The sequence below is a fragment of the Paenibacillus mellifer genome (genome assembly GCF_023195895.1).
GTDB classification, from domain to species: Bacteria; Bacillota; Bacilli; order Paenibacillales; family Paenibacillaceae; genus Fontibacillus; species Fontibacillus mellifer.
The window spans coordinates 52,107-71,198 of record NZ_JALPRK010000004.1 but is presented as its reverse complement, the minus strand read 5'-3'; the positions used below and the strand labels follow the sequence as shown (position 1 = coordinate 71,198).

General features: G+C 51.3%; 18 protein-coding genes and 1 riboswitch. Of the genes, 14 read left to right on the top strand and 4 right to left on the bottom strand.

Annotated elements, in window-relative coordinates:
* The first annotated feature begins 29 nt into the window (after positions 1-29).
* Genes M0651_RS06335 through M0651_RS06325 form a run of 3 tightly spaced genes read left to right on the top strand, consistent with a single transcriptional unit; the run spans position 30 to position 2,736 of the window.
* Positions 30-728 (top strand): response regulator transcription factor, encoded by a 699-nt coding sequence (locus M0651_RS06335; RefSeq protein ID WP_248550998.1) that lies wholly within the window; start codon positions 30-32, stop codon positions 726-728.
* Positions 725-2,158: a sensor histidine kinase gene (locus M0651_RS06330; protein ID WP_248550997.1), complete on the top strand. Its 1,434-nt coding sequence runs from the start codon at positions 725-727 to the stop codon at positions 2,156-2,158. Before M0651_RS06335 ends, M0651_RS06330 begins: the two co-directional genes overlap by 4 nt.
* 35 nt (positions 2,159-2,193) lie before the next feature.
* Entirely contained in the window at positions 2,194-2,736 is a 543-nt protein-coding gene (locus M0651_RS06325) for a GNAT family N-acetyltransferase (RefSeq protein WP_248550996.1), read from the top strand.
* 83 nt (positions 2,737-2,819) lie between these two features.
* Here the strand turns inward: M0651_RS06325 and M0651_RS06320 are convergent, their stop codons facing one another.
* Positions 2,820-4,040, bottom strand: coding sequence for a glucose-1-phosphate adenylyltransferase (locus tag M0651_RS06320; RefSeq protein ID WP_248550995.1), 1,221 nt, complete (start codon positions 4,038-4,040; stop codon positions 2,820-2,822).
* Between the two features lie 182 nt (positions 4,041-4,222).
* On the opposite strand from M0651_RS06320, the gene glgB reads away from it, so the two are divergent.
* Together glgB and glgA are read left to right on the top strand one after the other, a co-directional pair.
* Complete coding sequence (gene glgB / locus M0651_RS06315; RefSeq protein ID WP_248550994.1) at positions 4,223-6,154, top strand: 1,4-alpha-glucan branching protein GlgB; 1,932 nt, start codon at positions 4,223-4,225, stop codon at positions 6,152-6,154.
* Positions 6,151-7,581 (top strand): glycogen synthase GlgA, encoded by a 1,431-nt coding sequence (glgA, locus tag M0651_RS06310; RefSeq protein ID WP_248550993.1) that lies wholly within the window; start codon positions 6,151-6,153, stop codon positions 7,579-7,581. The genes glgB and glgA overlap by 4 nt, the downstream gene beginning before the upstream one ends.
* Before the next feature lie 28 nt (positions 7,582-7,609).
* Here glgA and M0651_RS06305 read toward each other — a convergent pair whose 3' ends face one another.
* A complete protein-coding gene (locus M0651_RS06305; protein ID WP_248550992.1) occupies positions 7,610-9,358 on the bottom strand; it encodes an alpha-glycosidase in 1,749 nt (582 codons plus the stop codon).
* A 271-nt stretch (positions 9,359-9,629) separates the two neighbouring features.
* On the opposite strand from M0651_RS06305, the gene M0651_RS06300 reads away from it, so the two are divergent.
* The 4 genes from M0651_RS06300 to M0651_RS06285 all read left to right on the top strand — a co-directional run bounded on the left by M0651_RS06300 (position 9,630) and on the right by M0651_RS06285 (position 13,035).
* Positions 9,630-10,481, top strand: coding sequence for a transporter substrate-binding domain-containing protein (locus M0651_RS06300; protein WP_248550991.1), 852 nt, complete (start codon positions 9,630-9,632; stop codon positions 10,479-10,481).
* Between the two features lie 97 nt (positions 10,482-10,578).
* Complete coding sequence (locus M0651_RS06295) at positions 10,579-11,241, top strand: amino acid ABC transporter permease (protein WP_155605916.1); 663 nt, start codon at positions 10,579-10,581, stop codon at positions 11,239-11,241.
* Positions 11,228-11,950 (top strand): amino acid ABC transporter ATP-binding protein, encoded by a 723-nt coding sequence (locus tag M0651_RS06290; protein WP_248550990.1) that lies wholly within the window; start codon positions 11,228-11,230, stop codon positions 11,948-11,950. Before M0651_RS06295 ends, M0651_RS06290 begins: the two co-directional genes overlap by 14 nt.
* A gap of 202 nt (positions 11,951-12,152) precedes the next feature.
* Positions 12,153-12,326, top strand: a riboswitch (cyclic di-AMP (ydaO/yuaA leader).
* A 7-nt stretch (positions 12,327-12,333) separates the two neighbouring features.
* The gene (locus tag M0651_RS06285) at positions 12,334-13,035 is read left to right on the top strand and encodes a 3D domain-containing protein (protein WP_248550989.1); all 702 of its coding nucleotides are present in this window, start codon (positions 12,334-12,336) and stop codon (positions 13,033-13,035) included.
* A 39-nt stretch (positions 13,036-13,074) separates the two neighbouring features.
* On the opposite strand, the gene M0651_RS06280 is transcribed toward M0651_RS06285, so the two are convergent.
* Positions 13,075-13,902, bottom strand: a complete 828-nt coding sequence (locus tag M0651_RS06280; RefSeq protein WP_248550988.1) for a polysaccharide deacetylase family protein — start codon at positions 13,900-13,902, stop codon at positions 13,075-13,077.
* 190 nt (positions 13,903-14,092) lie between these two features.
* Between M0651_RS06280 and M0651_RS06275 the strand changes: the two genes are divergently transcribed.
* Genes M0651_RS06275 through mobB form a run of 5 tightly spaced genes read left to right on the top strand, consistent with a single transcriptional unit; the run spans position 14,093 to position 17,898 of the window.
* Positions 14,093-14,788 carry a dihydroorotate dehydrogenase electron transfer subunit gene (locus M0651_RS06275; protein ID WP_248550987.1) on the top strand — a complete coding sequence of 232 codons (696 nt, stop codon included), beginning with the start codon at positions 14,093-14,095 and terminating at the stop codon, positions 14,786-14,788.
* Positions 14,785-15,717, top strand: coding sequence for a dihydroorotate dehydrogenase (locus M0651_RS06270; protein WP_248550986.1), 933 nt, complete (start codon positions 14,785-14,787; stop codon positions 15,715-15,717). Before M0651_RS06275 ends, M0651_RS06270 begins: the two co-directional genes overlap by 4 nt.
* Before the next feature lie 38 nt (positions 15,718-15,755).
* The gene (gene lpdD / locus M0651_RS06265) at positions 15,756-16,100 is read left to right on the top strand and encodes a prenylated flavin chaperone LpdD (protein ID WP_248550985.1); all 345 of its coding nucleotides are present in this window, start codon (positions 15,756-15,758) and stop codon (positions 16,098-16,100) included.
* Entirely contained in the window at positions 16,097-17,371 is a 1,275-nt protein-coding gene (locus tag M0651_RS06260; RefSeq protein WP_248550984.1) for a molybdopterin molybdotransferase MoeA, read from the top strand. Before lpdD ends, M0651_RS06260 begins: the two co-directional genes overlap by 4 nt.
* A 38-nt stretch (positions 17,372-17,409) precedes the next feature.
* Positions 17,410-17,898: a molybdopterin-guanine dinucleotide biosynthesis protein B gene (gene mobB, locus M0651_RS06255; RefSeq protein WP_248550983.1), complete on the top strand. Its 489-nt coding sequence runs from the start codon at positions 17,410-17,412 to the stop codon at positions 17,896-17,898.
* A gap of 81 nt (positions 17,899-17,979) precedes the next feature.
* On the opposite strand, the gene xerS is transcribed toward mobB, so the two are convergent.
* Positions 17,980-19,062 carry a tyrosine recombinase XerS gene (xerS, locus tag M0651_RS06250; protein ID WP_248550982.1) on the bottom strand — a complete coding sequence of 361 codons (1,083 nt, stop codon included), beginning with the start codon at positions 19,060-19,062 and terminating at the stop codon, positions 17,980-17,982.
* Positions 19,063-19,092 lie beyond the last annotated feature (30 nt).

The window sequence follows — 19,092 nt, the reverse complement described above, 5'->3', positions numbered from 1 at the left end:
GCCGTTTTTTTGAAGAGGGGGCAAGCAAATTGAGTAAAGTGCTGATTTTGGAGGACGAGGAGTCTATCCGCAGTTTTATCGTCATTAACTTGAAACGCAACGGCTTTGACGTCCTTGAGGCGGCGGACGGTAATGAAGCGTTAAGCAAGCTGCAGAGTGTACCAGACATCGACATCGCGCTCCTCGATGTGATGGTGCCGGGAATTGACGGGTTTGAGGTGTGCCGCCGAATCCGCGAAACGAACGAACGGATCGGGATTATTTTTCTAACCGCCAAAGTACAGGAGCAGGATAAGGTCTACGCGTTGTCTGTCGGTGCGGATGATCACGTCAGCAAGCCGTTCAGCCCCACCGAGTTGATCGCGCGAATCCAGTCCTTGCTGCGCCGAGTGAATGTCTATCGGGAGAGCAGTGCGAAGGTGACGTTTACTTCCGGTCCGTTTACGCTGGATTTGATCTCGAAACAATTCAAGAAGAACGGTCAACTGATCGAGTTGACTCCTACCGAGTTTTCGTTGATCCAATTTTTCCTGGAGAAGGAGAATACACCGCTCAGCCGCGATTTGCTCCTGGATCATGTGTGGGGCAAGGAGTATATGGGTGATCCGAAGATCGTGGACGTGAATATTCGCCGTTTGCGGCAAAAAATCGAAGCTAATCCGTCCGAACCGGCTTTCCTGCAAACCGTGTGGGGGCACGGTTATAAGTGGAAAGGCGAGGGACAATGATCAAGAAAGGGATTGGACGGCAGATCGTCTTACACTATTTCATCGTCGTATTCGTAACCTTGTTCATGGTGGAGGTCATCTTTACTCTGGCCATTCGCATGTACTATTACGATACGATCTATAACCATATGTCCAATCATTCGATGTGGGCTTCGGATTACTTTCAGAAGTTCGTCCGGCTGAATGCGGAAGGGGATCCGGATTATTTTACGGAGATGCTGCGTACTTTTGAACTCGACAACACCGAGTTGATGATTCTGGATCGCAGCGGCGAAGTCAAAGCGAGCACTAACGCATTTCAGGCGGACAAAGCGATACAAACGAGCGATGTTCCGCAAGCGTTGGCTGGCAGCGTCGGGAAGTGGATTGGACGGCAGACGGCGACCGGTGAACTGGTGATGGCGGTGTCCAGGCCGCTGCAGATTCAAGGGCAGACGCAATACATCGTTCGCTACGTCACCTCGATGGAGTCGGTGAATTCCAAGCTGCTAAACTTAACGTTTATGTCCATTGCTGTTTCGGCAGCCGTGCTGGCTTTAGTAACGCTGTTTAGCATCGGATTAGCAAATTCGATCGTTAGGCCCATTAATAATATCCGCGCGGTATCGGCACAAATGGCACGGGGCAAATTTGATGCACGAATCAAGGGGAATTATCGATATGAATTGGGCGAGTTGGCTTCGACCTTAAATTATATGGCCGAGGAGATCGTTCGCAGTAATCAGATCAAAGACGATTTCATCTCTTCGATATCGCACGAGTTGCGTACGCCGCTCACGGGTATTAAAGGATGGAGCGAAACGTTGACCTCCGGCGGCTTCGATCCCGAGGAGACGAAAATTGGGATGGGCATCATTGCCAAGGAAACCGATCGCTTAATCGGTCTTGTCGAAGAGATCCTTGATTTCTCGAAATTGCAATCTAATGAAATGAAGCTGGTGATCGGCGAGGTAAACCTCAAGGAACTGCTCCAGGAGACGATGCTGAACGTCTGGGCCAAAGCGGAGCAGAAGCAAATTCAATTGAAACTCGAGGACAAAACCGAAGGCAGCTCCATCATCAGCGGGGACGGCAACCGCTTGAAGCAAGTGTTCCTGAATGTGGTGGATAATGCGATTAAATTCTCCCATGAGCAAAGCTGGATCCATCTCGTTATTAGCCGTGTGGAGAACGAACGCGTACGGGTTGAAGTCATCGATACCGGAATAGGTATTAGTGAGGAGTATTTGAACAAAGTGAAAGATCGCTTCTTCCAGGTGAATCACCAGGGAGGCGGTACCGGGCTGGGACTGGCGATCAGCCAGCAGTTGGTTGAACTGCATCATGGGGCAATGGAGATTCAAAGCGAGTTAGGTGTCGGGACAACCGTTTCGGTCACGCTACCGTTGCTAAATGATAGCGCACCGACCGGGACGCAAACCCAGCGATAAAGCCAATTGATCGTTATGAATAGGAGGGACTTACCTTGAATAAATTGATCGATACACTGGAAACGGCTCAGGGTACATTTACCGTTACTTTAGCTGGAGAAGATGATTTGGAAGAGGTTCGGCGGATGTTGGTTGAGGCCGCCAACTGGATGCAAGAGAACGGGATTAAGCAATGGAATCCGCAGCAATTCTCGCCGGAGGTAATTCGCTCATTCTACGAGGAGCGGGAGATTTACCTGCTGCATAGCTCGGGCGAAGTGGCGGCGATGTTTACCCTGCAGGACTCCGATCCGGAATACTGGGGGGAACGAAACATCCCCGGATACAGCTATCTGCACCGACTGACGATCCGTTTGCCCTTCCGCGGGCTTGGGCTAGGCGCCGATATTTTGCGTTATGCGGCCAAACGATCCAAAGCGCTGCAGCGCACCGGCCTGCGTCTTGACTGCTGGAATCAGAACCTGAAGTTGAACCGATTGTATCAAAACTTAGGATTCCAACCCCAAGGAACAGGCAGCTTAAACGGACGCGAATTTAATTTGTATCAGTTGGATCCCCAAGTCTATTTACAAAGCTAATGACAATGCTAATGACAATGCCAAAAGAGGCCACCCTCGAAAGATCATCCATGGATTCTTTCGAAGAGGCCTCTTTTTTCATGTCAGGAGAGCAAACCCTCCGCCCGCAGCCGAGGCGCGTTGTCGTAAACCTCCTGAAGCAGACGCGACGGCTGAGGCCGGCTCATCGGCTTCGCGTATACCGTCTCGTACGGGGCAATAACGTTGATTTCTGCGGGGTCTGCTTTGATCACAGCCCCATCTTTGATGATAGCTCCTTCGCCGATGATGGCTCGCTCGATTTGAACGTTGCGGCCAATTTTGGCCCCTGGCATGATAATGCTGTCTTTGATGCGAGTATACCGGCCGATTTCCGCCCCGCTAAAGATCACCGAACGTTCCGCGTACCCTTCGAGGGAACAGTAATCATGGACGAGAGAGTGGGGTGCAAGCAGATTGCGTTTTTTGCTAAACCCCTGAGAGACCGGACGTTCCCGTGTGAACATCGGCCAATCCTCCCGATGAAGCCTCCATTCAGAAGTATCAGCGAGCAAATCCATATGCGCCTCCCACAGACTATGGACGGTTCCCACATCGCGCCAATATCCGTGGAATTCATAAGCGTGTAACGGTTCGCTTCCCGCCAGCATTTTCGGGATCAAATCCTTGCCGAAGTCATGGCTGGAGTAAGGGTCAGAGGCATCCTCCATCAACTGCTGCTTTAAGAATTCCCATTCGAACAAATAGATGCCCATGGAAGCGAGATTGCTCGAAGGCTGCGGCGGTTTCTCCGCGAATTCGGTAATGCGGTTCCGTTCATCCCTGGACATGACCCCAAAGCGATGGGCTTCTTCCCAGGGCACTGGCATCACCGAAATGGTTGCTTTAGCTTGGTGACTCAGATGAAACTCCAGCATGTGACGGTAGTCCATATGATAAATATGGTCTCCCGAAAGGATAAGGACGTATTTGGGCGAATGGCCGTCGACAAATGCCATGTTCTTGTAAATGGCGTCCGCCGTTCCCGCATATTCCTCCACACCTTCCCGGAACGCGGGGAGCAAAGTGATCCCGCCGTCTTCCGAGTGCGTTAGCTTCCAGGGTTCGCCTTCGCCGATATGCTCGTGAAGCGAAGCCGCTTCGTATTGTGTGAGCACGCCAATCGTATCGATCCCGGAATTCACGCAGTTGCTGAGAGGAAAATCGATGATCCGGTATTGTCCGCCAAAGTGCACGGCCGGTTTCGCCTGCTTGGTGGTCAGCGGAGACAAGCGCCGTCCTTCCCCGCCTGCAAGAAGCATAGCAATACAGTCCTTTTTCCTCATTTCATTTCCCTCCCGTATGTTTTTGACTGTGTAGCACATACATTAAAGGATATAATGTAGTTGGAATAAATTATGGAAAACGAACGAAAATATTACATCATTTCATTGTAAATGCTGAAATTTTTTTAAAATTGATAAAGTTTCTTGAATTCTTTTCATATCGTGTAAAGGTGGTGCCATATTTGTTCGATTCCAGGTCCGAATCTACAGGGGCTTCTGCTGTGTCCCAGACGGATATTTATTTATTCAGTGAAGGGACGCTATATCAAAGCTACCGCACGTTTGGCGCTCATCCCGCAACCGAAGGGGAGAGACGTGGTGTCCGCTTTACCGTTTGGGCCCCGAATGCATGCCAAGTCGCCGTTGTCGCCGACTGGAACGGTTGGAAGGGGACGCGTGATGTACTATATAAGATACCCGATTCGGGAATTTGGACTCGTTTTTTTCCGGATGTTCAGGTTGGAAGTTTTTACAAGTTTGCAATTACCGGGCCGAATGGGGAGACCTGTTTCAAGGCGGACCCTTATGCCTTCTACGCCGAAGTGAGGCCGAAAACAGCTTCGATTGTCACCTCGCTGGATCATTACGTATGGGGTGACGACGAGTGGATTCAAGGCCGCTGCGCTCCATACGGACAACCCTTAAACATTTATGAGATGCATTTCGGGACCTGGCGACAACGGCCTGATGGGACGTATTACACTTATCGCGAGATGGCGGATTTGTTAATTCCTTATGTGAAGGAAATGGGCTACACGCATATTGAAATTATGCCGCTTTGCGAGCACCCCTATGACTTATCCTGGGGATATCAGGCTACCGGCTATTTTGCGCCAACCAGCCGCTACGGGGTGCCACAAGATCTGATGTATTTCGTAGATCAATGTCATCAGCACGGAATCGGGGTGCTGCTCGATTGGGTACCCGGCCATTTTACGAAGGATGACCACGGACTTCGCCTTTTTGATGGAACGCCATTGTATGAGTATGCCGACCCTGCTAAAGCGGAGAAACCTGGATGGGGGACACTTAGTTTTGACTTTCGTCGACCAGAGGTTCGTTCTTTTTTGATCTCCAGTGCGATATATTGGCTTGAAAAGTACCATTTCGATGGGCTGCGTGTGGATGCCGTCACCAGTATGATCCGGCTCGATTTCGAGAAGCCATCCTGGGCGGCAGCGCGTAATGAACTCGGCGGCAGTGAGAATCTGGAGGCGATCGATTTTTTGAGGCAGTTAAACACAGCCGTGTTTCGCTACTTCCCGCATGCCTTGATGATGGCGGAAGAGTCGAGTGCTTGGCCTCAGGTTACGGCTCCTGTAGAACACGGCGGCCTCGGATTTAATTACAAATGGAATATGGGCTGGATGAACGACACGTTGGATTATTTCGAAACTCCATTTGACGAAAGGCCCAGTCGCCATCATCTGCTCACGTTTCCGATCTGGTACACCTATTCGGAGAACTTCACGCTTCCGTTATCCCATGATGAGGTTGTACATGGCAAAAAATCGCTGTTGGACAAAATGCCTGGCACGTACGAGCAGAAATTCGCCGGACTTCGCCTGCTGTTCGGGTATCAGTTGACCACTCCGGGGAAAAAACTGATATTTATGGGCGGTGAATTCGGCCAATTTATCGAATGGCGGGATCAAGGTGAACTGGATTGGTTTCTGCTCGATTACGAGGCTCACCGGAACGTTCAGACTTATTGTCAGGCGTTAAACCGTTTTTATCTGCAAGAGCGGGCGCTTTGGGAGTTAGATCATGAACCCGCGGGGTATCAGTGGATGATTCCGGATGATGATAAGCAAAGCGTGATTGCGTATGTGCGAAAAGGAAAGGAACCGCAAGATTTGCTGCTTGTACTGTTAAATTTCCAACCCGTGGAAAGAACCGATTATCGCGTGGGTGTTCCGCTGCCGGGACGATATGAACTTACGTTTAACAGTGAGGATGCCAAGTACAGAGGGTCAGGGAACCTGCAACTAGAAACGACGCTCAGCGAAAAAACACCTTGGAACGGGCAATCCCAAAGCATGACCGTAACGCTTCCTCCGCTGAGCATGACGGTGTGGAAGCGTCAAGCGCCAAGAAGGAGGGCGAAAGGATGAAGATCTTGTTTGCCGCGGCGGAAGTCGCGCCATTTATCAAAACTGGAGGTCTGGCTGACGTAATCGGCGCATTGCCGAAGGCGTTAATTGAAGCCGGCCATGATGTGAGAATTGTGATGCCGAGATACCGTGAACTGCCACTCGTTTACCGGGAACGTTTGGAGCATCTAGGTACCGGTGAAGTTCCGGTCGGTTGGCGGAACAAGTATGGCGGCGTTTCTCAACTGATCTGGGAAGGGATCCCCGTGTACATGATCGATAATGAGGATTATTATGGCAGGGAAGGGGTTTATGGGCATTGGGATGATGGCGAGCGGTTTGCGTTCCTGGACCGGGCTGTGCTCGAGCTGCTTCCGCTGATCGGATTCTTTCCAGATGTGATCCATTGCCATGACTGGCATACGGCGATGATTCCGCTGCTTCTGAGGGAGCATTACCGCCATCGTCAGGATTACCGGGACATTCGCACCGTTTATACGGTACATAATTTGTTGTATCAAGGGATTTTTCCGGAAGAAGTGCTGGGGGATTTGCTGGGTCTCCCTTGGGATTACTTCACACCGGAAGGGGTGGAGTATTATGGCAACGTCAGCTTCATGAAAGCCGGCCTCGTCTATGCCGATCATGTGACAACAGTCAGTCCGACTTATGCCGAGGAGATTAAGACCGAGCATTACGGCTATGGGTTGGACGGTTTACTTCGATCGCTGGGCGGGCGATTATCGGGAATTGTGAACGGAATTGACGCCAAGGCCTACGACCCAGAGACGGATCTGGAGCTGTTTGCTCGTTATGCCCGCAGCCTGGAGCAGAAGAGAGCCAATAAACCGGTGCTCCAGCGGGAACTGGGATTGCCGGAAGCGCCGGATACGCCGCTCGTTTCGATGGTTACCCGTTTGGTCGAACCTAAGGGTCTGGATTTAGTTACCCGGGTGCTGGATGAATGGCTGAGTGAAAATGACGTACAATTCGTACTGCTGGGCACAGGGGACCGTGTTTATGAGGATTGGTTCCGAGAAGCGGCGTCTCGTCACCCGGGAAAGCTGGCGGTTCAAATCAAATTCAGCGACGCCTTGTCGCGGCGGATTTACGCCGGCAGCGATTTGTTCCTCATGCCTTCTCGGTTCGAGCCTTGCGGTATCAGTCAATTGCTAGCGCTCCAATACGGAACGATTCCCGTTGTTCGGGAAACCGGCGGTTTGAACGATACGGTGCAGTCCTACAACGAATTTACGGGCGAAGGCAACGGCTTCTCATTCCGCAATTACAACGCACATGATATGCTGCATACGCTGCGCAGGGCGTTGTCCTTCTACCGTCAGCCCGAACATTGGAAGCAGATTACGGCAAATGCTTTTGCCGGTGATTACGGCTGGGATGCCTCAGCTCGGCAATATATCCACATCTACGAAAATCTAAAGAAATAGCGGACGTTAAGCGTCCGCTTCTTACTTTTTAAGTTTGTATGTGTCGGTATAAGATGCGAAAGCCGTAGGCTTCAAGAAAGATGTTCATAATCCCGTTCACCGGGACCACCGCTTCTTCGGTCAGGGCATCCCGCCAATCGTTTGTTTGCATGGGATGCGTTAAGGTAACCGCTTGGGCAGTATTATTCATCCACACCGTAAAATGCATCTGCGCGTCCATTCGTTCGTAAACGAGGTTTGGATCGCCCGGTTCGGCATGCAGAAACCGAAAACGACCATGGCGGAGAGCGGTGTGCCTCTTGCGCAGCTCGATCATCAGCTTGTAGAAATCATAGAGCTCCCGATCCTGCTTGCTGCGGTCCCATTCCATACATTTACGGCAGTCCGGATCTCCATCGCCGGTGAGTCCAATTTCATCGCCGTAAAATACACAAGGCGTCCCGATATAGGTGAACAGAAACACAACGCATAACTTAAGTTTACGTTTGTCGCCACCGACACGCGTCAACAGCCGCGGGGTATCGTGGCTCCCCAGCATATTAAAGACGACTTCATTCGTTTGATGCGGATACCGCATGATCAGCGAACCCATCTCATCGGAGAAAGCTGCGCCGTCCACACCGCCGGTAAAGAACTCCAGCACCTTATCCGCGAACGGGTAATTCATGACGGAATCGAATTGATCTCCCAGCAGCCAATTCAGCGAATCGCTCCATACTTCCCCAATCAAATAAGCCTCCGGATTTGCTTGCTTCACGACCTGCCGAAATTCGCGCCAGAACGGATGATCAACTTCATTCGCTACATCCAGCCGCCAGCCATCCAGTTTGATCTCCTTAATCCAATATTCGGCGACACCCAACAAATAGTTCTTCAAATCAGGGTTGGCCGTATTAAATTTAGGCATATTTGGAAAAAAACCAAACGTATCATAAGTAGGAACTCCATTCTCCACTCTGGCGGGAAAGCGATTCACATGAAACCAGCCGGCATAAGGAGAGGTTTCGCCGTTCTTAAGCACATCCTGAAACGGCGGGAAATGCTCGCCGCAATGGTTAAATACCGCGTCCAGCACCACTCGAATTCCGCGGTCATGGCAACGTTCGACCAGGGTTTTCAACAAGGCATTGTCGCCGAAATGAGGATCGACCTGCTTGTAATCCACGATATCGTATTTATGATTGGATGGCGCCGTAAACAAGGGGGTCAGATAAATCGCCGTGATCCCCAGGTCGGTTAAATCGTCCAGATGGTCGATGATCCCTTGCAAATCGCCGCCGAAGTAATTATCCCGGGTTGGCTTGCCGCCCCAGACTTCCACCGGCTTCGGATCATTGGACGGATCTCCATTGGCGAACCGTTCCGGCATGATCTGATAAAACACGGCTTGCTTGGCCCATTCCGGGACCCGGACCACTTCAAGTTCGTGGATATACGAGAATTCGAAGCATTCGCCCGGGGGATGGGGCGCTTCCGATTGAATTCCTGCATCCAGCAGGTAAACCGTCTCCGTTCCCGAGGTGAGCTTAAAAGCATAGGAGAGACGTTTGAATTTGGGACGCACGGCAACCTCCCAATAGTCGAACATGCGGTCATGAGCCGTTTTCTCCATCGGCAGCTCTTGATAAGTTCCCGTCCAGTCATATTTGTCCCCGGTCATTGCGTAAGCCTGTTCGACATCGTCCCGTTTGGTCCGGATGCGAAGATGGATTGTAGTTGGGTCATAGGCATAAGCCCATTTATCCCGGGGGACATGGTAGAGCGCTTCAAGCAACATAGACCGGCGCCTCCTCTCGTGAATACAGATCGTTATAGAGCTCATTATTCCCAAACGCAACGCGGAGCATGAACCGGAAGAGAAACATAAATATTCAACGAATTGACCAAAGTATGATAAAAGGGGAACTCCAGGGCAACCTTATGTCGGAACTGTGAAAATATAATGAATGCTATGAAAATTGTTTTGCATATATATGCATTCTGATTTATAATTAGCCCAGTAATCATCTTAGAATGAAAATAAGCCAAACAGAACAGGAGAGAGATCCATGAAAAAATGGGGAATGTTATTCATAGCTGTCATGATGGTAACTTTGGTGCTGGCCGCTTGCGGTCAGGAAAAAAATAACAGCGGGAACGCGGCGAACAACGCCGGCCAAGCCGCAAATCAAAATGAAACCCAAGCAGGCGGAGAGCAAACCGAACCGGCTAAGAAGCTCGTTGTTGGGATGAGCGCGGACTTCCCACCTTATGAATTCCATATTAAGAACGATAGCGGCCAAGACGAAATTGTTGGTTTCGACGTCGAGATCGCCAAGGAAATTGCTAAGGATCTTGGCGCAGAATTGGAGATCAAAGATTTGAAGTTCGATACGCTGTTGAACGAGTTGTCCAGCGGTCGCGTTGATCTCGTGATCTCGGGCTTGAGCCCAACTCCAGAACGTGCCGAACAAATCGACATGTCGAAAATTTACTACAAAGCCGAACAGGCCGTCGTGACCCGTGAAGCGGACAAAGATAAATTCAACACCATGGAAGCGCTGGAAGGCGCAAAAATCGGCGTACAACAAGGTTCCATTCAAGAAGATATGGCTAAAGAAATTCCGAACGCCCAATTGACTTCGCTGGGTAAAATCAACGACATCATTATGCAGCTGAACACTAACCGTGTTGACGCAGCTATTTTGGAAGGACCGGTTGCTGAATCGTTCGTGAAGAACGTGAAAGGCCTGGTCATCACGGATGCCACGCCGGTAACTGAAGATGATGGTTACGTAATTGGCATCAAGAAAGGCAATCAGGAGCTGTTGGATCAAGTGAATACGACGCTGGATCGCTTAATTAGCGCCGGCAGCATCGATCAATTCGTTGCCGAAGCGAGCGCGTTGGCCGAGAAATAATCACGGGTGTCCATCTGCAGAAAATAGCGAAGTCGATTCGCTATTTTCTGTTTTTTTGCGTAAGGGTTGAAGGTAAAGGAGGAGGAAGAAAGGCGCTATGGACTTAATATCGATGTTTATGGAATACCGCAGTTACTTCTTGGCCGGCGTCCAGTATACGCTGCTCTTGGCGGCGATCAGTGTGTTTTGCGGATTTATTCTTGGATTATTAATTGCATTAATTCGTATGTCTCCTTGGGGGATTGTGCGGTTTCTTGGCCATGCTTGGGTCGAATTTCTACGCGGCACGCCTATGATGGTGCAGCTCTTGATTATTCACTACGGGTTTGCGTTTGTGTTTGACGTAAACTTCACACCGATTCAATCTGGGGCGATTACGTTGTCGATCAACAGCTCCGCATATCTGGCGGAAATCTTCCGCGCCGGCATTCAAGGCGTCGACCGCGGACAAGGGGAAGCGGCCCGTTCCTTGGGGATGACCAAAGGGATGGCGATGCGCCATATCATTATCCCGCAAGCGATCAAATCCGTGCTTCCCGCCATCGGGAACGAATTTATTACCATCATTAAAGAATCGTCGATCGTCTCGATTATCGGTACGGCGGAGCTGATCTATCAAGCGCAGTCAGTCGTCACGATCACGTACGACGGGATGACGCCTTATCTAATCATCGCCATCATGTACTTTATTCTGACATTCACGCTGTCCCGGATTTTGAGCGTGTTCGAAAGGAAGTTGAAGACCAGTGATCACCGTTAAAGGTTTGCATAAGAAATTCGGCCAACTGCATATTTTGCGCGGCATCGACCTGGAAATCTCTAAAGGGGAAGTCGTCGTCGTTATTGGTCCCAGTGGATCGGGAAAGAGTACCTTCCTCCGTTGTCTGAACCTGCTCGAGGTTCCAACCGAAGGCGAAATCACGTTTGAAGGCGCGTCGATTACCGGCAAGAGACACGACATTAATAAAACCCGCGAGAAGATGGGCATGGTGTTCCAGCATTTTAATCTATTTCCGCATAAAACCGTGATCAACAACATCACGTTAGCGCCGATTCGCGTGAGAAAGCTCGATAAGAGCAAGGCGGAAGCGATCGCGATGGATCTGCTTCACACCGTGGGCCTTGAAGACAAACGAGACGTCTATCCGGCTCAGCTGTCCGGCGGCCAGAAGCAGCGGATTGCGATTGCCCGTGCACTGGCTATGGAGCCGCATGTCATGCTGTTCGACGAGCCTACGTCGGCGCTGGACCCGGAAATGGTCGGAGAGGTGCTTGATGTCATGAAGAGCCTGGCGGAACGGGGCATGACGATGGTGATCGTTACTCACGAGATGGGGTTTGCCCGTGAGGTTGGCGACCGCATCCTGTTTATGGATCAAGGCGTGATCCTCGAGCAGGGGACGCCGCAAGAGGTGTTTGGATCGCCGCAGAATCAACGGACGAAGGATTTCCTGAGCAAGGTGTTATAAGAGGTTGAAAAGGTAACTGACTTATATTATATAGACCGTCCGAAACGATAAATTCGGGCGGTTTTTCTGTCTTTTTTACATGCGAACGTATGATCTTTTTTAACATTGTGTTTACGTTTGGACACAAAAATGTAACCCGTACTATCAAGGTTTTGAGCCGCTTGGTTGGAATTACCTGAGCATCTGGTTACAAAATTGTGATATATTCAATAAGCCGAAACCTTACATCAAGGTGCGGGGGACGAAAGCTGAAAACGAATCTGTGAGGTATGAACACACGTTTTCTTGGGGTGAAGCGCATCAACAGGATGCGCCGGGAACGTTCCTTTTTTTCCGAATCCGACAACTAACTCCGCAGGCGCAGTTAAAAGGAGGGCAATCCATTGAAAAGTCGCATTTGGTCTAAAATTGCAGCATCGGCGCTTATCGCCGCAAGTTTGACGATTACTCTGCAGACGGCTTCCGTCCATGCAGACGCGGTACATAAAGCCGTGGAGGGAGACACGTTTTATCTTCTTGCCAAACAATACGGTGTGGATTTGAACAAGCTGATCGCAGCAAACCCATCCATCAATCCGAAGAATATATACGATGGCTTGAACATCACTATTCCGGGAGGCGAAACCCGCGCAATGGCGTTTGCTTCCGCCGCGCCGGCTAAACAGGAAACTGCACCGGCCGCAACCCCGACGACCGCTACCGCTTCCAAGCTGAAGGTGATGTCTAATGACAACGTTGTGGAAGCTTGGGGGAAAACCTTTACTTACACGCAAACGATGAATGTGAAAGCGTCGGCCTATACCGCATCGGCAAGCGAAAATGGGAAGTGGGGCGCGGTGGACTACTATGGCAACCCGCTAAAGCTAGGCACCATCGCCGTTGACCCGAAGGTCATTCCGATGGGTACGAAAGTGCTGGTGACCGGTCACAGCCATGACGGATTGCCCGATCAAGCATTTGTAGCTACGGCCACCGACCAAGGCGGCGCGATTAAAGGCAACCGCATCGACATCTTCATTCCCGGCAGCGCCACTGCCGCCAAAGCATTTGGCTATCAGGATATTACTTTATACGTATTGAATTAGAAGTAAGAGAGCTCCCTCGAATGAGGGAGCTCTCGTTCATTAACGGTATTTCGTTGTTTGCAGGAGCTCGGCCAGATCCACGAAATGATATCCTTGCGCCTGCAGCGTGTCGATAATCTCTGGCAATGCCTGAATCGTACCGGTCAAATTGGAGCCGACACCGCCGCCGGAATGCTGCAGGATAATCGAGCCGGGGCCCGCCGTACCGATAACGTTCGATTTGACTTTGTTCTTGTCGAGACCTTTCCAATCCTGGGAGTCCACATTCCAGTTGACGAGGGTATACCCATTTTTCTTCGCCCACTGCACCTGTTCCTCCTTAATCTCTCCATAAGGCGGGCGGATCAGCTTGGGGCGGTACCCTACGGTATTCTGGATGATTTTCTCCGTACGCAGGATCTCGGTTTGAAACTGTTTGGCGGAACGCTTGTGAAAATTCGGATGACTGAAGGAGTGGTTGCCGATAAGATGCCCCTCCTGATGGATCCGTTGCATCAACTTAGGGAATTTCTTGGCTCGCACTCCGACGACGAAGAAGGTCGCCTTAATTCCTTTACGTTGAAGCACATCGAGAATTTGCGGTGTAAACCGCGGATCAGGACCATCATCAAAGGTCAGCGCGATTTGTTTCACTTCCGGACCTCGGAATTTGAAGGTCTCCGAATATTTACGTCGCAATTCACCTAAATCCACCGGTTTGCCGCCTACGGGTGCCGCCTTGTTCTCTTCTATATCTCCGTTAGACTCCTGACCCTTCATATGATGAATGTCGGAAGAAGCATCAACCGGCATAAATCCGGAGGCGCCATACATACACAGAGTAACGGCCGTGAACAAACATAGTACTCTCTTAAGCTGGATAAGCAATTGTAGTCCCCCTTCATTCCCATCCTGTACCTAAAATGTAGTATTCCCTAACCTTTGCAGAAAATGAATGAAAATCATAAAAATCCGCTGTTCTCGAAACTTGCGTATTCTTGTGAGTTATGTCACAGACGTTCCGGGCGAAAAATTGCATCCTTTGATGAAGCATAAATGATAGGGATGTGATGGATTCGTGGCAACTGTATTGGCCAACCAAGAAGTCGCGCAAGGCGTATTCAAGCTTACGGTGCAAGGGCAATTCACGGGGAAAATGGGGCAATTTTATATGCTGCGCGCGGGGGACCGTTATCCGCTGTTATCCCGTCCGATCAGCATCTTTGATCTTGCCGAGGACCGAATTGAGTTCCTGGTTATGGTTGCTGGGGAAGGGACCACACGGTTATCCGGGCTAAAGCCAGGGGAGTTTTTGACACTGGACGGCCCCTTTGGCAATGGCTTTCCGCAGTTGGAAGGCAAGACGGCTTTCGTTGGCGGCGGCATTGGCATCGCTCCGTTTTATTACGCGCTGCGAGAAGCGCCAGAGGCCGACGTGTTTCTTGGATACAGTCGGGAGGCCTACATGGTAGACGAGTTCCGTACAGCCTCCCGTGGTAAGATTACGGTTGATGTAGGCGGGTCAATCCTGGACAAAGTGGACTTTCGGGCTTATGATACCGTGATCGCCTGCGGGCCTCATCCTATGCTGCATGCCGTTCAGCGTAAGCAAGCGCAAACCGGAGGCCAAACCAAGGTCTACGTCTCTCTGGAGAATCGGATGGCCTGCGGCATCGGGGCTTGTCTCGTGTGCAGCGTGCAATGTAAAGACGGAAGAAAGAAAGCTTGTGCGGACGGGCCGGTATTTTTGGCGGAGGAGGTGGTGTTCGCATGACTCAGTTAGCATGCAGCCTCGCGGGAGTTTCCTTTAAGAACCCCATCGTCATGGCCTCCGGGACGTTTGGGTTTGGCAAGGAGTATGGAGCAATTTACGATATTAACGTGCTGGGTGGATTGTCCGGGAAAGGGTTAACGCTACATCCGAAGGCGGGGAATGACGGAATTCGTGTTGCGGAAACGGCGTCCGGCATGTTGAATAGCGTCGGTTTGGAAAATCCGGGAGTCGACGCCTTCCTCCGCGAGGAGTGCCCGCGGTGGGAGCAACTCGATTTGGCGCGGATCGTGAATTTGGGCGGCAATACGATCGAAGAATACGTAGAAGGCGCTAGGCTGATTGATGAAGACGCCTCTAAGCGGAAGCAAGAAGGCCGAACCGCCGTCGATATGATCGAGCTGAACATTTCCTGTCCGAACGTGAAAGCCGGAGGGATGGCGTATGGAATCAAGACGGACATCGCCCGGCAGGTGGTTCGCGAGGTCCGGGCGGCAACGTCGCTGCCGCTGGTCGTCAAGCTGTCTCCAAACGCCGAAGATATCGTCGGCATGGCCAAGATGTGCGAGGAAGAACAAGCGGACGGCGTATCGCTGATTAATACGTTCTCCGCGATGAAAATCGACATCTCTAAGCGGCGAAGCGTCTTTGACAACTTGTATGCGGGCCTGTCCGGCCCGGCCATTAAGCCGATCGCCTTGCGGATGGTCCATCAAGTTAGTCACGCCGTGACGATCCCGGTGATGGGAATGGGTGGCATTAGCAGTGCGGAGGATGTTGTCGAGTTTATTATGGCCGGCGCAGCCGTCGTTCAAGTGGGTACTCACAACTTCGTCAACTTGCGAGCGGGCGAACAGTTGGTCCGGGAGCTTGAGGCCTGGTTGAGCCGTGAAGGGATCCAAAACTTGGACGAAATCCGCGGAATCCTATAAAATAAAGGGCATACTGTTGTGGAAGGGAGCTGCGGCAATTGTCATTCGAGGATATCAAGCTGGAAGCGATCCCGGTCGGCCGCGATTTGCTGCTGCTGATTACGGGGGGCGTCGCGCACATTGGCGCCGCGTCTACCGCTTATCCGACGGGGGAAGGTACCGAGGCATTGACCACCGCCGTGCCAGGGCACAAGGAGCATACCTTAAGCGAAGAATATGCCCGTCGCGCCTCTGCGGAGCTAGGTCGAACCGTCACCGTCGTTATGGGCATTCATTACGACAACTTGAGCAAAGAAGAAATACGGGAGATTTCCAGACGCACTACGGAGATGCTGGAACATTATTTACTGGATCAGCAGGGGAATGGAGCGGATCCGCGATGAGGGAAGTCGAACAGGATAAATTTCGGCGCAAAGCGCTCCCGGTAGCCGAAGCACAAGCGAAAATCATGCCTTATGCAAAGGCAACGGACACCGAGATGGTTTCGCTGCCCGAGGCTCACGGCCGGATTTTGGCGAAGCCGATCGACGCACCGCACCCGTACCCGCATTTTCGCCGGTCAGGCATGGACGGGTTTGCGATCTTTAGCAGCGATACGACCAGCTGCCATGCGGGACAACCTGTTCATCTGGAAGTAGTGGATGAGATCCCGGCCGGATCGGTTCCTCAGGTGAAGTTGAAGCCGGGTCAAGCGGCTCGCATTATGACGGGGGCCAAGGTACCTGACGAAGCGGACGCCGTCGTCATGTTCGAAATGACCGAGTCCGTGTTGCAGGAAGGTCATCTCCATATTCGATTGATTCGTGAAATCGAGCCGGGCAAGAATATTACGCCGATCGGGCTTGAGTTGTCCCAGGGTGATGTAATTTTGGAGGCAGGCCGCAAGCTAACAGCTGGCGAGATCTCCGTGCTGGCCACCTTCGGCATCCACCGCGTTCCGGTCATGAAACGCCCGCGAATCGCTGTGTTTTCCACAGGATCGGAGCTGTTGCGCATCGATGAGCCGTTGCAGGACGGACGAATCCGTAACAGTAACACGTATTTGCTGTACAGCCAAATTACCGAGGCTGGCGGCGAGCCGTTTCTGTTCGAGGCGATCGAGGATGATTTGGCCAAAGCCAAGGCGCAAGTGGAAGCGGCCTTCGAGAATTACGATGTGGTTGTAACTACAGGCGGCGTATCTGTCGGTGATTATGATATTATGGCAGACCTAGTGTCGGGCGACAGCGTAGATATGCTGTTCAACAAAGTGACGATGCGACCGGGAAGCGTAACGACGGCCGCCGTGAAAGACGGCAAGCTGCTGTTTGCGTTATCCGGCAACCCAGGGGCCTGCTTCGTTGGCTTCGAGTTGTTCGTCCGTCCGGCGATCGGAAGGATGATGGGAATCGCGCAGCCGTTTCTGCCCGAGTTGACGGCGGAATTAGCCCGTTCCTATCGCAAAATCAATAACTTTACCCGGTTCGTACGTGGCCGGCTGGAGTTCCGCGAGGGCAAGCTTTACGCCATTCCGGCGGAGCTGGACGAGTCGGGCGTGATGATCACGATTAAGGACAGCGATGCGTTGATCGTGATTCCTCCTTCCAATACAGGGGTAGAAGCAGGCGAAAGGGTTACTGTACTGAAGCTGCCGGGAGGTTTTCACTCATTCTGATTCAGCTTTGGGATTTGCAGGTTGGAGGAGGAGCTAAAGTGGCACCGGTTATACAAATCGTTGGGTATAAAAACAGCGGAAAAACGACGTTAATCACTCGGCTGGCGAAGTTATTTAATGGCATTAATCTTCGTGTGGCCGTAATCAAACATGATCTGCATGGGTTTGACGCCGATCGGGAGGGCACGGATTCATTCCGCCATCGGGAAGCTGGCGCAGCTGCAGCTGCGATCACATCCCCTTGGCGCACGGCGATCTTCGAAGAGCGGGAGACGCGGCTTCCCGAGCTAATTGAGCATTTTGCTAGCTATGATCTGATCTTGGTTGAAGGCTTCAAACAGGAAAACTATCCGAAAATGGTGCTGCTTCGCTCCGCAGAGGACGAGCCGTTAATCCGTGAACTGCAACAGGTTTGCGCCGTGGTTCAGAAAGAAGCGGACTTCCCCGTCGACGAGGTCGGCCCGCGACGGTTTCAACGCGACGAGATCGAGCCCATCGCCGAATATATCCGACAAACCTGGTTATAGGGGTTCGGACGCAAAGAGGACTTTCCCGCATAAACTGCAGGGAAGTCCTCTTTTTATTCAACAAAATGTGTTCCCAACTCTTTAACCGCTGACGCGACGTTCAATTGCCTCAGACATCGTTTTGTCCGTAAGATGCGCATACACCTCGGTCGTCTCCGTGGAGGCGTGGCCGAGCTGCTCTTTGGTCTTGTAAATATCGTTCTGCAAATAATAGTCGGTGGCGAAAGAATGCCGCAGCTTATGGACAGTCAAATACGGTTTGCCAAACCGTTTGGCGTATTTGATAATCATCGCTTGTATAGCGCGTTTGCTCATTCGTTTCCCTTCTTTATGACCGTTTGGAACGGTTACGAACAACGCCTTCTCCCGTTTAGGGGTTTGGTACCGCGTCTGACGAAGTGTCATATAGGCGACCAAATCATCCTTCGACTGCTCCCGGAAATAGACGGGGGTTTTAAATGACTCGTCATTGTTGCCTTTTCGGTAGACGTAGATGAGTTTATTGGTGAGATCCAAATCGTCCACGTTCAGGTTTATGACCTCAGAGACGCGTAATCCGGAATTCAGAATCAAACTCGCGATGCAGGCATCCCGTTCTTTGTTCAGTTCATGGGCATACAGCGCTTGTTTGTTGTCCACTACATCGTGGCCGTATCCATCGGCGATGTAAGCGATGAAATCGGTTAGCTCGTCTTCTTCCAGAATTTTGCCCTTGAGCTTGGCGGCGGTGTCCTTAGGTTTATGAATGCGTTTGATTTCCACCTTGGCCATGATATTTCGTTTTAACAGCGGGTAATAGTTCTCGTCCTCGGCGATTTGACTTAGATAATGAAATAACGAGCGCAGGGAGGACATTTTTCGCGACACGGTAATTTTGGAGTTGGTACTCTCCGTCCGGGTGGTCAAATGCAGGCGATACCCTACAATGCTCTCCATATGAAGCGTCTCCAGATCCAGGAGCGTCACTTGGTCGTTCGCCGTCGCCGTTGACAAACCTTCCGTCCGTAGCCAGCAGAAGAACTGCTCATAATCCCGCACATATTCGAGAAGTGTGGAAGGGGAGAGGTCTGGCAGTTTGTAATCGATGAACTGCTGTACGAACCAGGGCATATGGATGACCTTCTCATCCAGCTTTCGCCGATCGATGGTTTTTTGGATATTCATGTCGGTCCCTCCTGAATTTCTGGCTTCCGA

What these genes read in the sequence shown, in the direction of transcription:
- M0651_RS06260 (WP_248550984.1), top strand. Translation starts at nt 16,097, where the DNA reads ATGAGGGAAGTCGAACAGGATAAATTTCGGCGCAAAGCGCTCCCGGTA.
- glgA (WP_248550993.1), top strand. Translation starts at nt 6,151, where the DNA reads ATGAAGATCTTGTTTGCCGCGGCGGAAGTCGCGCCATTTATCAAAACT.
- M0651_RS06330 (WP_248550997.1), top strand. Translation starts at nt 725, where the DNA reads ATGATCAAGAAAGGGATTGGACGGCAGATCGTCTTACACTATTTCATC.
- M0651_RS06300 (WP_248550991.1), top strand. Translation starts at nt 9,630, where the DNA reads ATGAAAAAATGGGGAATGTTATTCATAGCTGTCATGATGGTAACTTTG.
- M0651_RS06295 (WP_155605916.1), top strand. Translation starts at nt 10,579, where the DNA reads ATGGACTTAATATCGATGTTTATGGAATACCGCAGTTACTTCTTGGCC.
- M0651_RS06305 (WP_248550992.1), bottom strand. Translation starts at nt 9,358, where the DNA reads ATGTTGCTTGAAGCGCTCTACCATGTCCCCCGGGATAAATGGGCTTAT.
- M0651_RS06270 (WP_248550986.1), top strand. Translation starts at nt 14,785, where the DNA reads ATGACTCAGTTAGCATGCAGCCTCGCGGGAGTTTCCTTTAAGAACCCC.
- M0651_RS06320 (WP_248550995.1), bottom strand. Translation starts at nt 4,040, where the DNA reads ATGAGGAAAAAGGACTGTATTGCTATGCTTCTTGCAGGCGGGGAAGGA.
- xerS (WP_248550982.1), bottom strand. Translation starts at nt 19,062, where the DNA reads ATGAATATCCAAAAAACCATCGATCGGCGAAAGCTGGATGAGAAGGTC.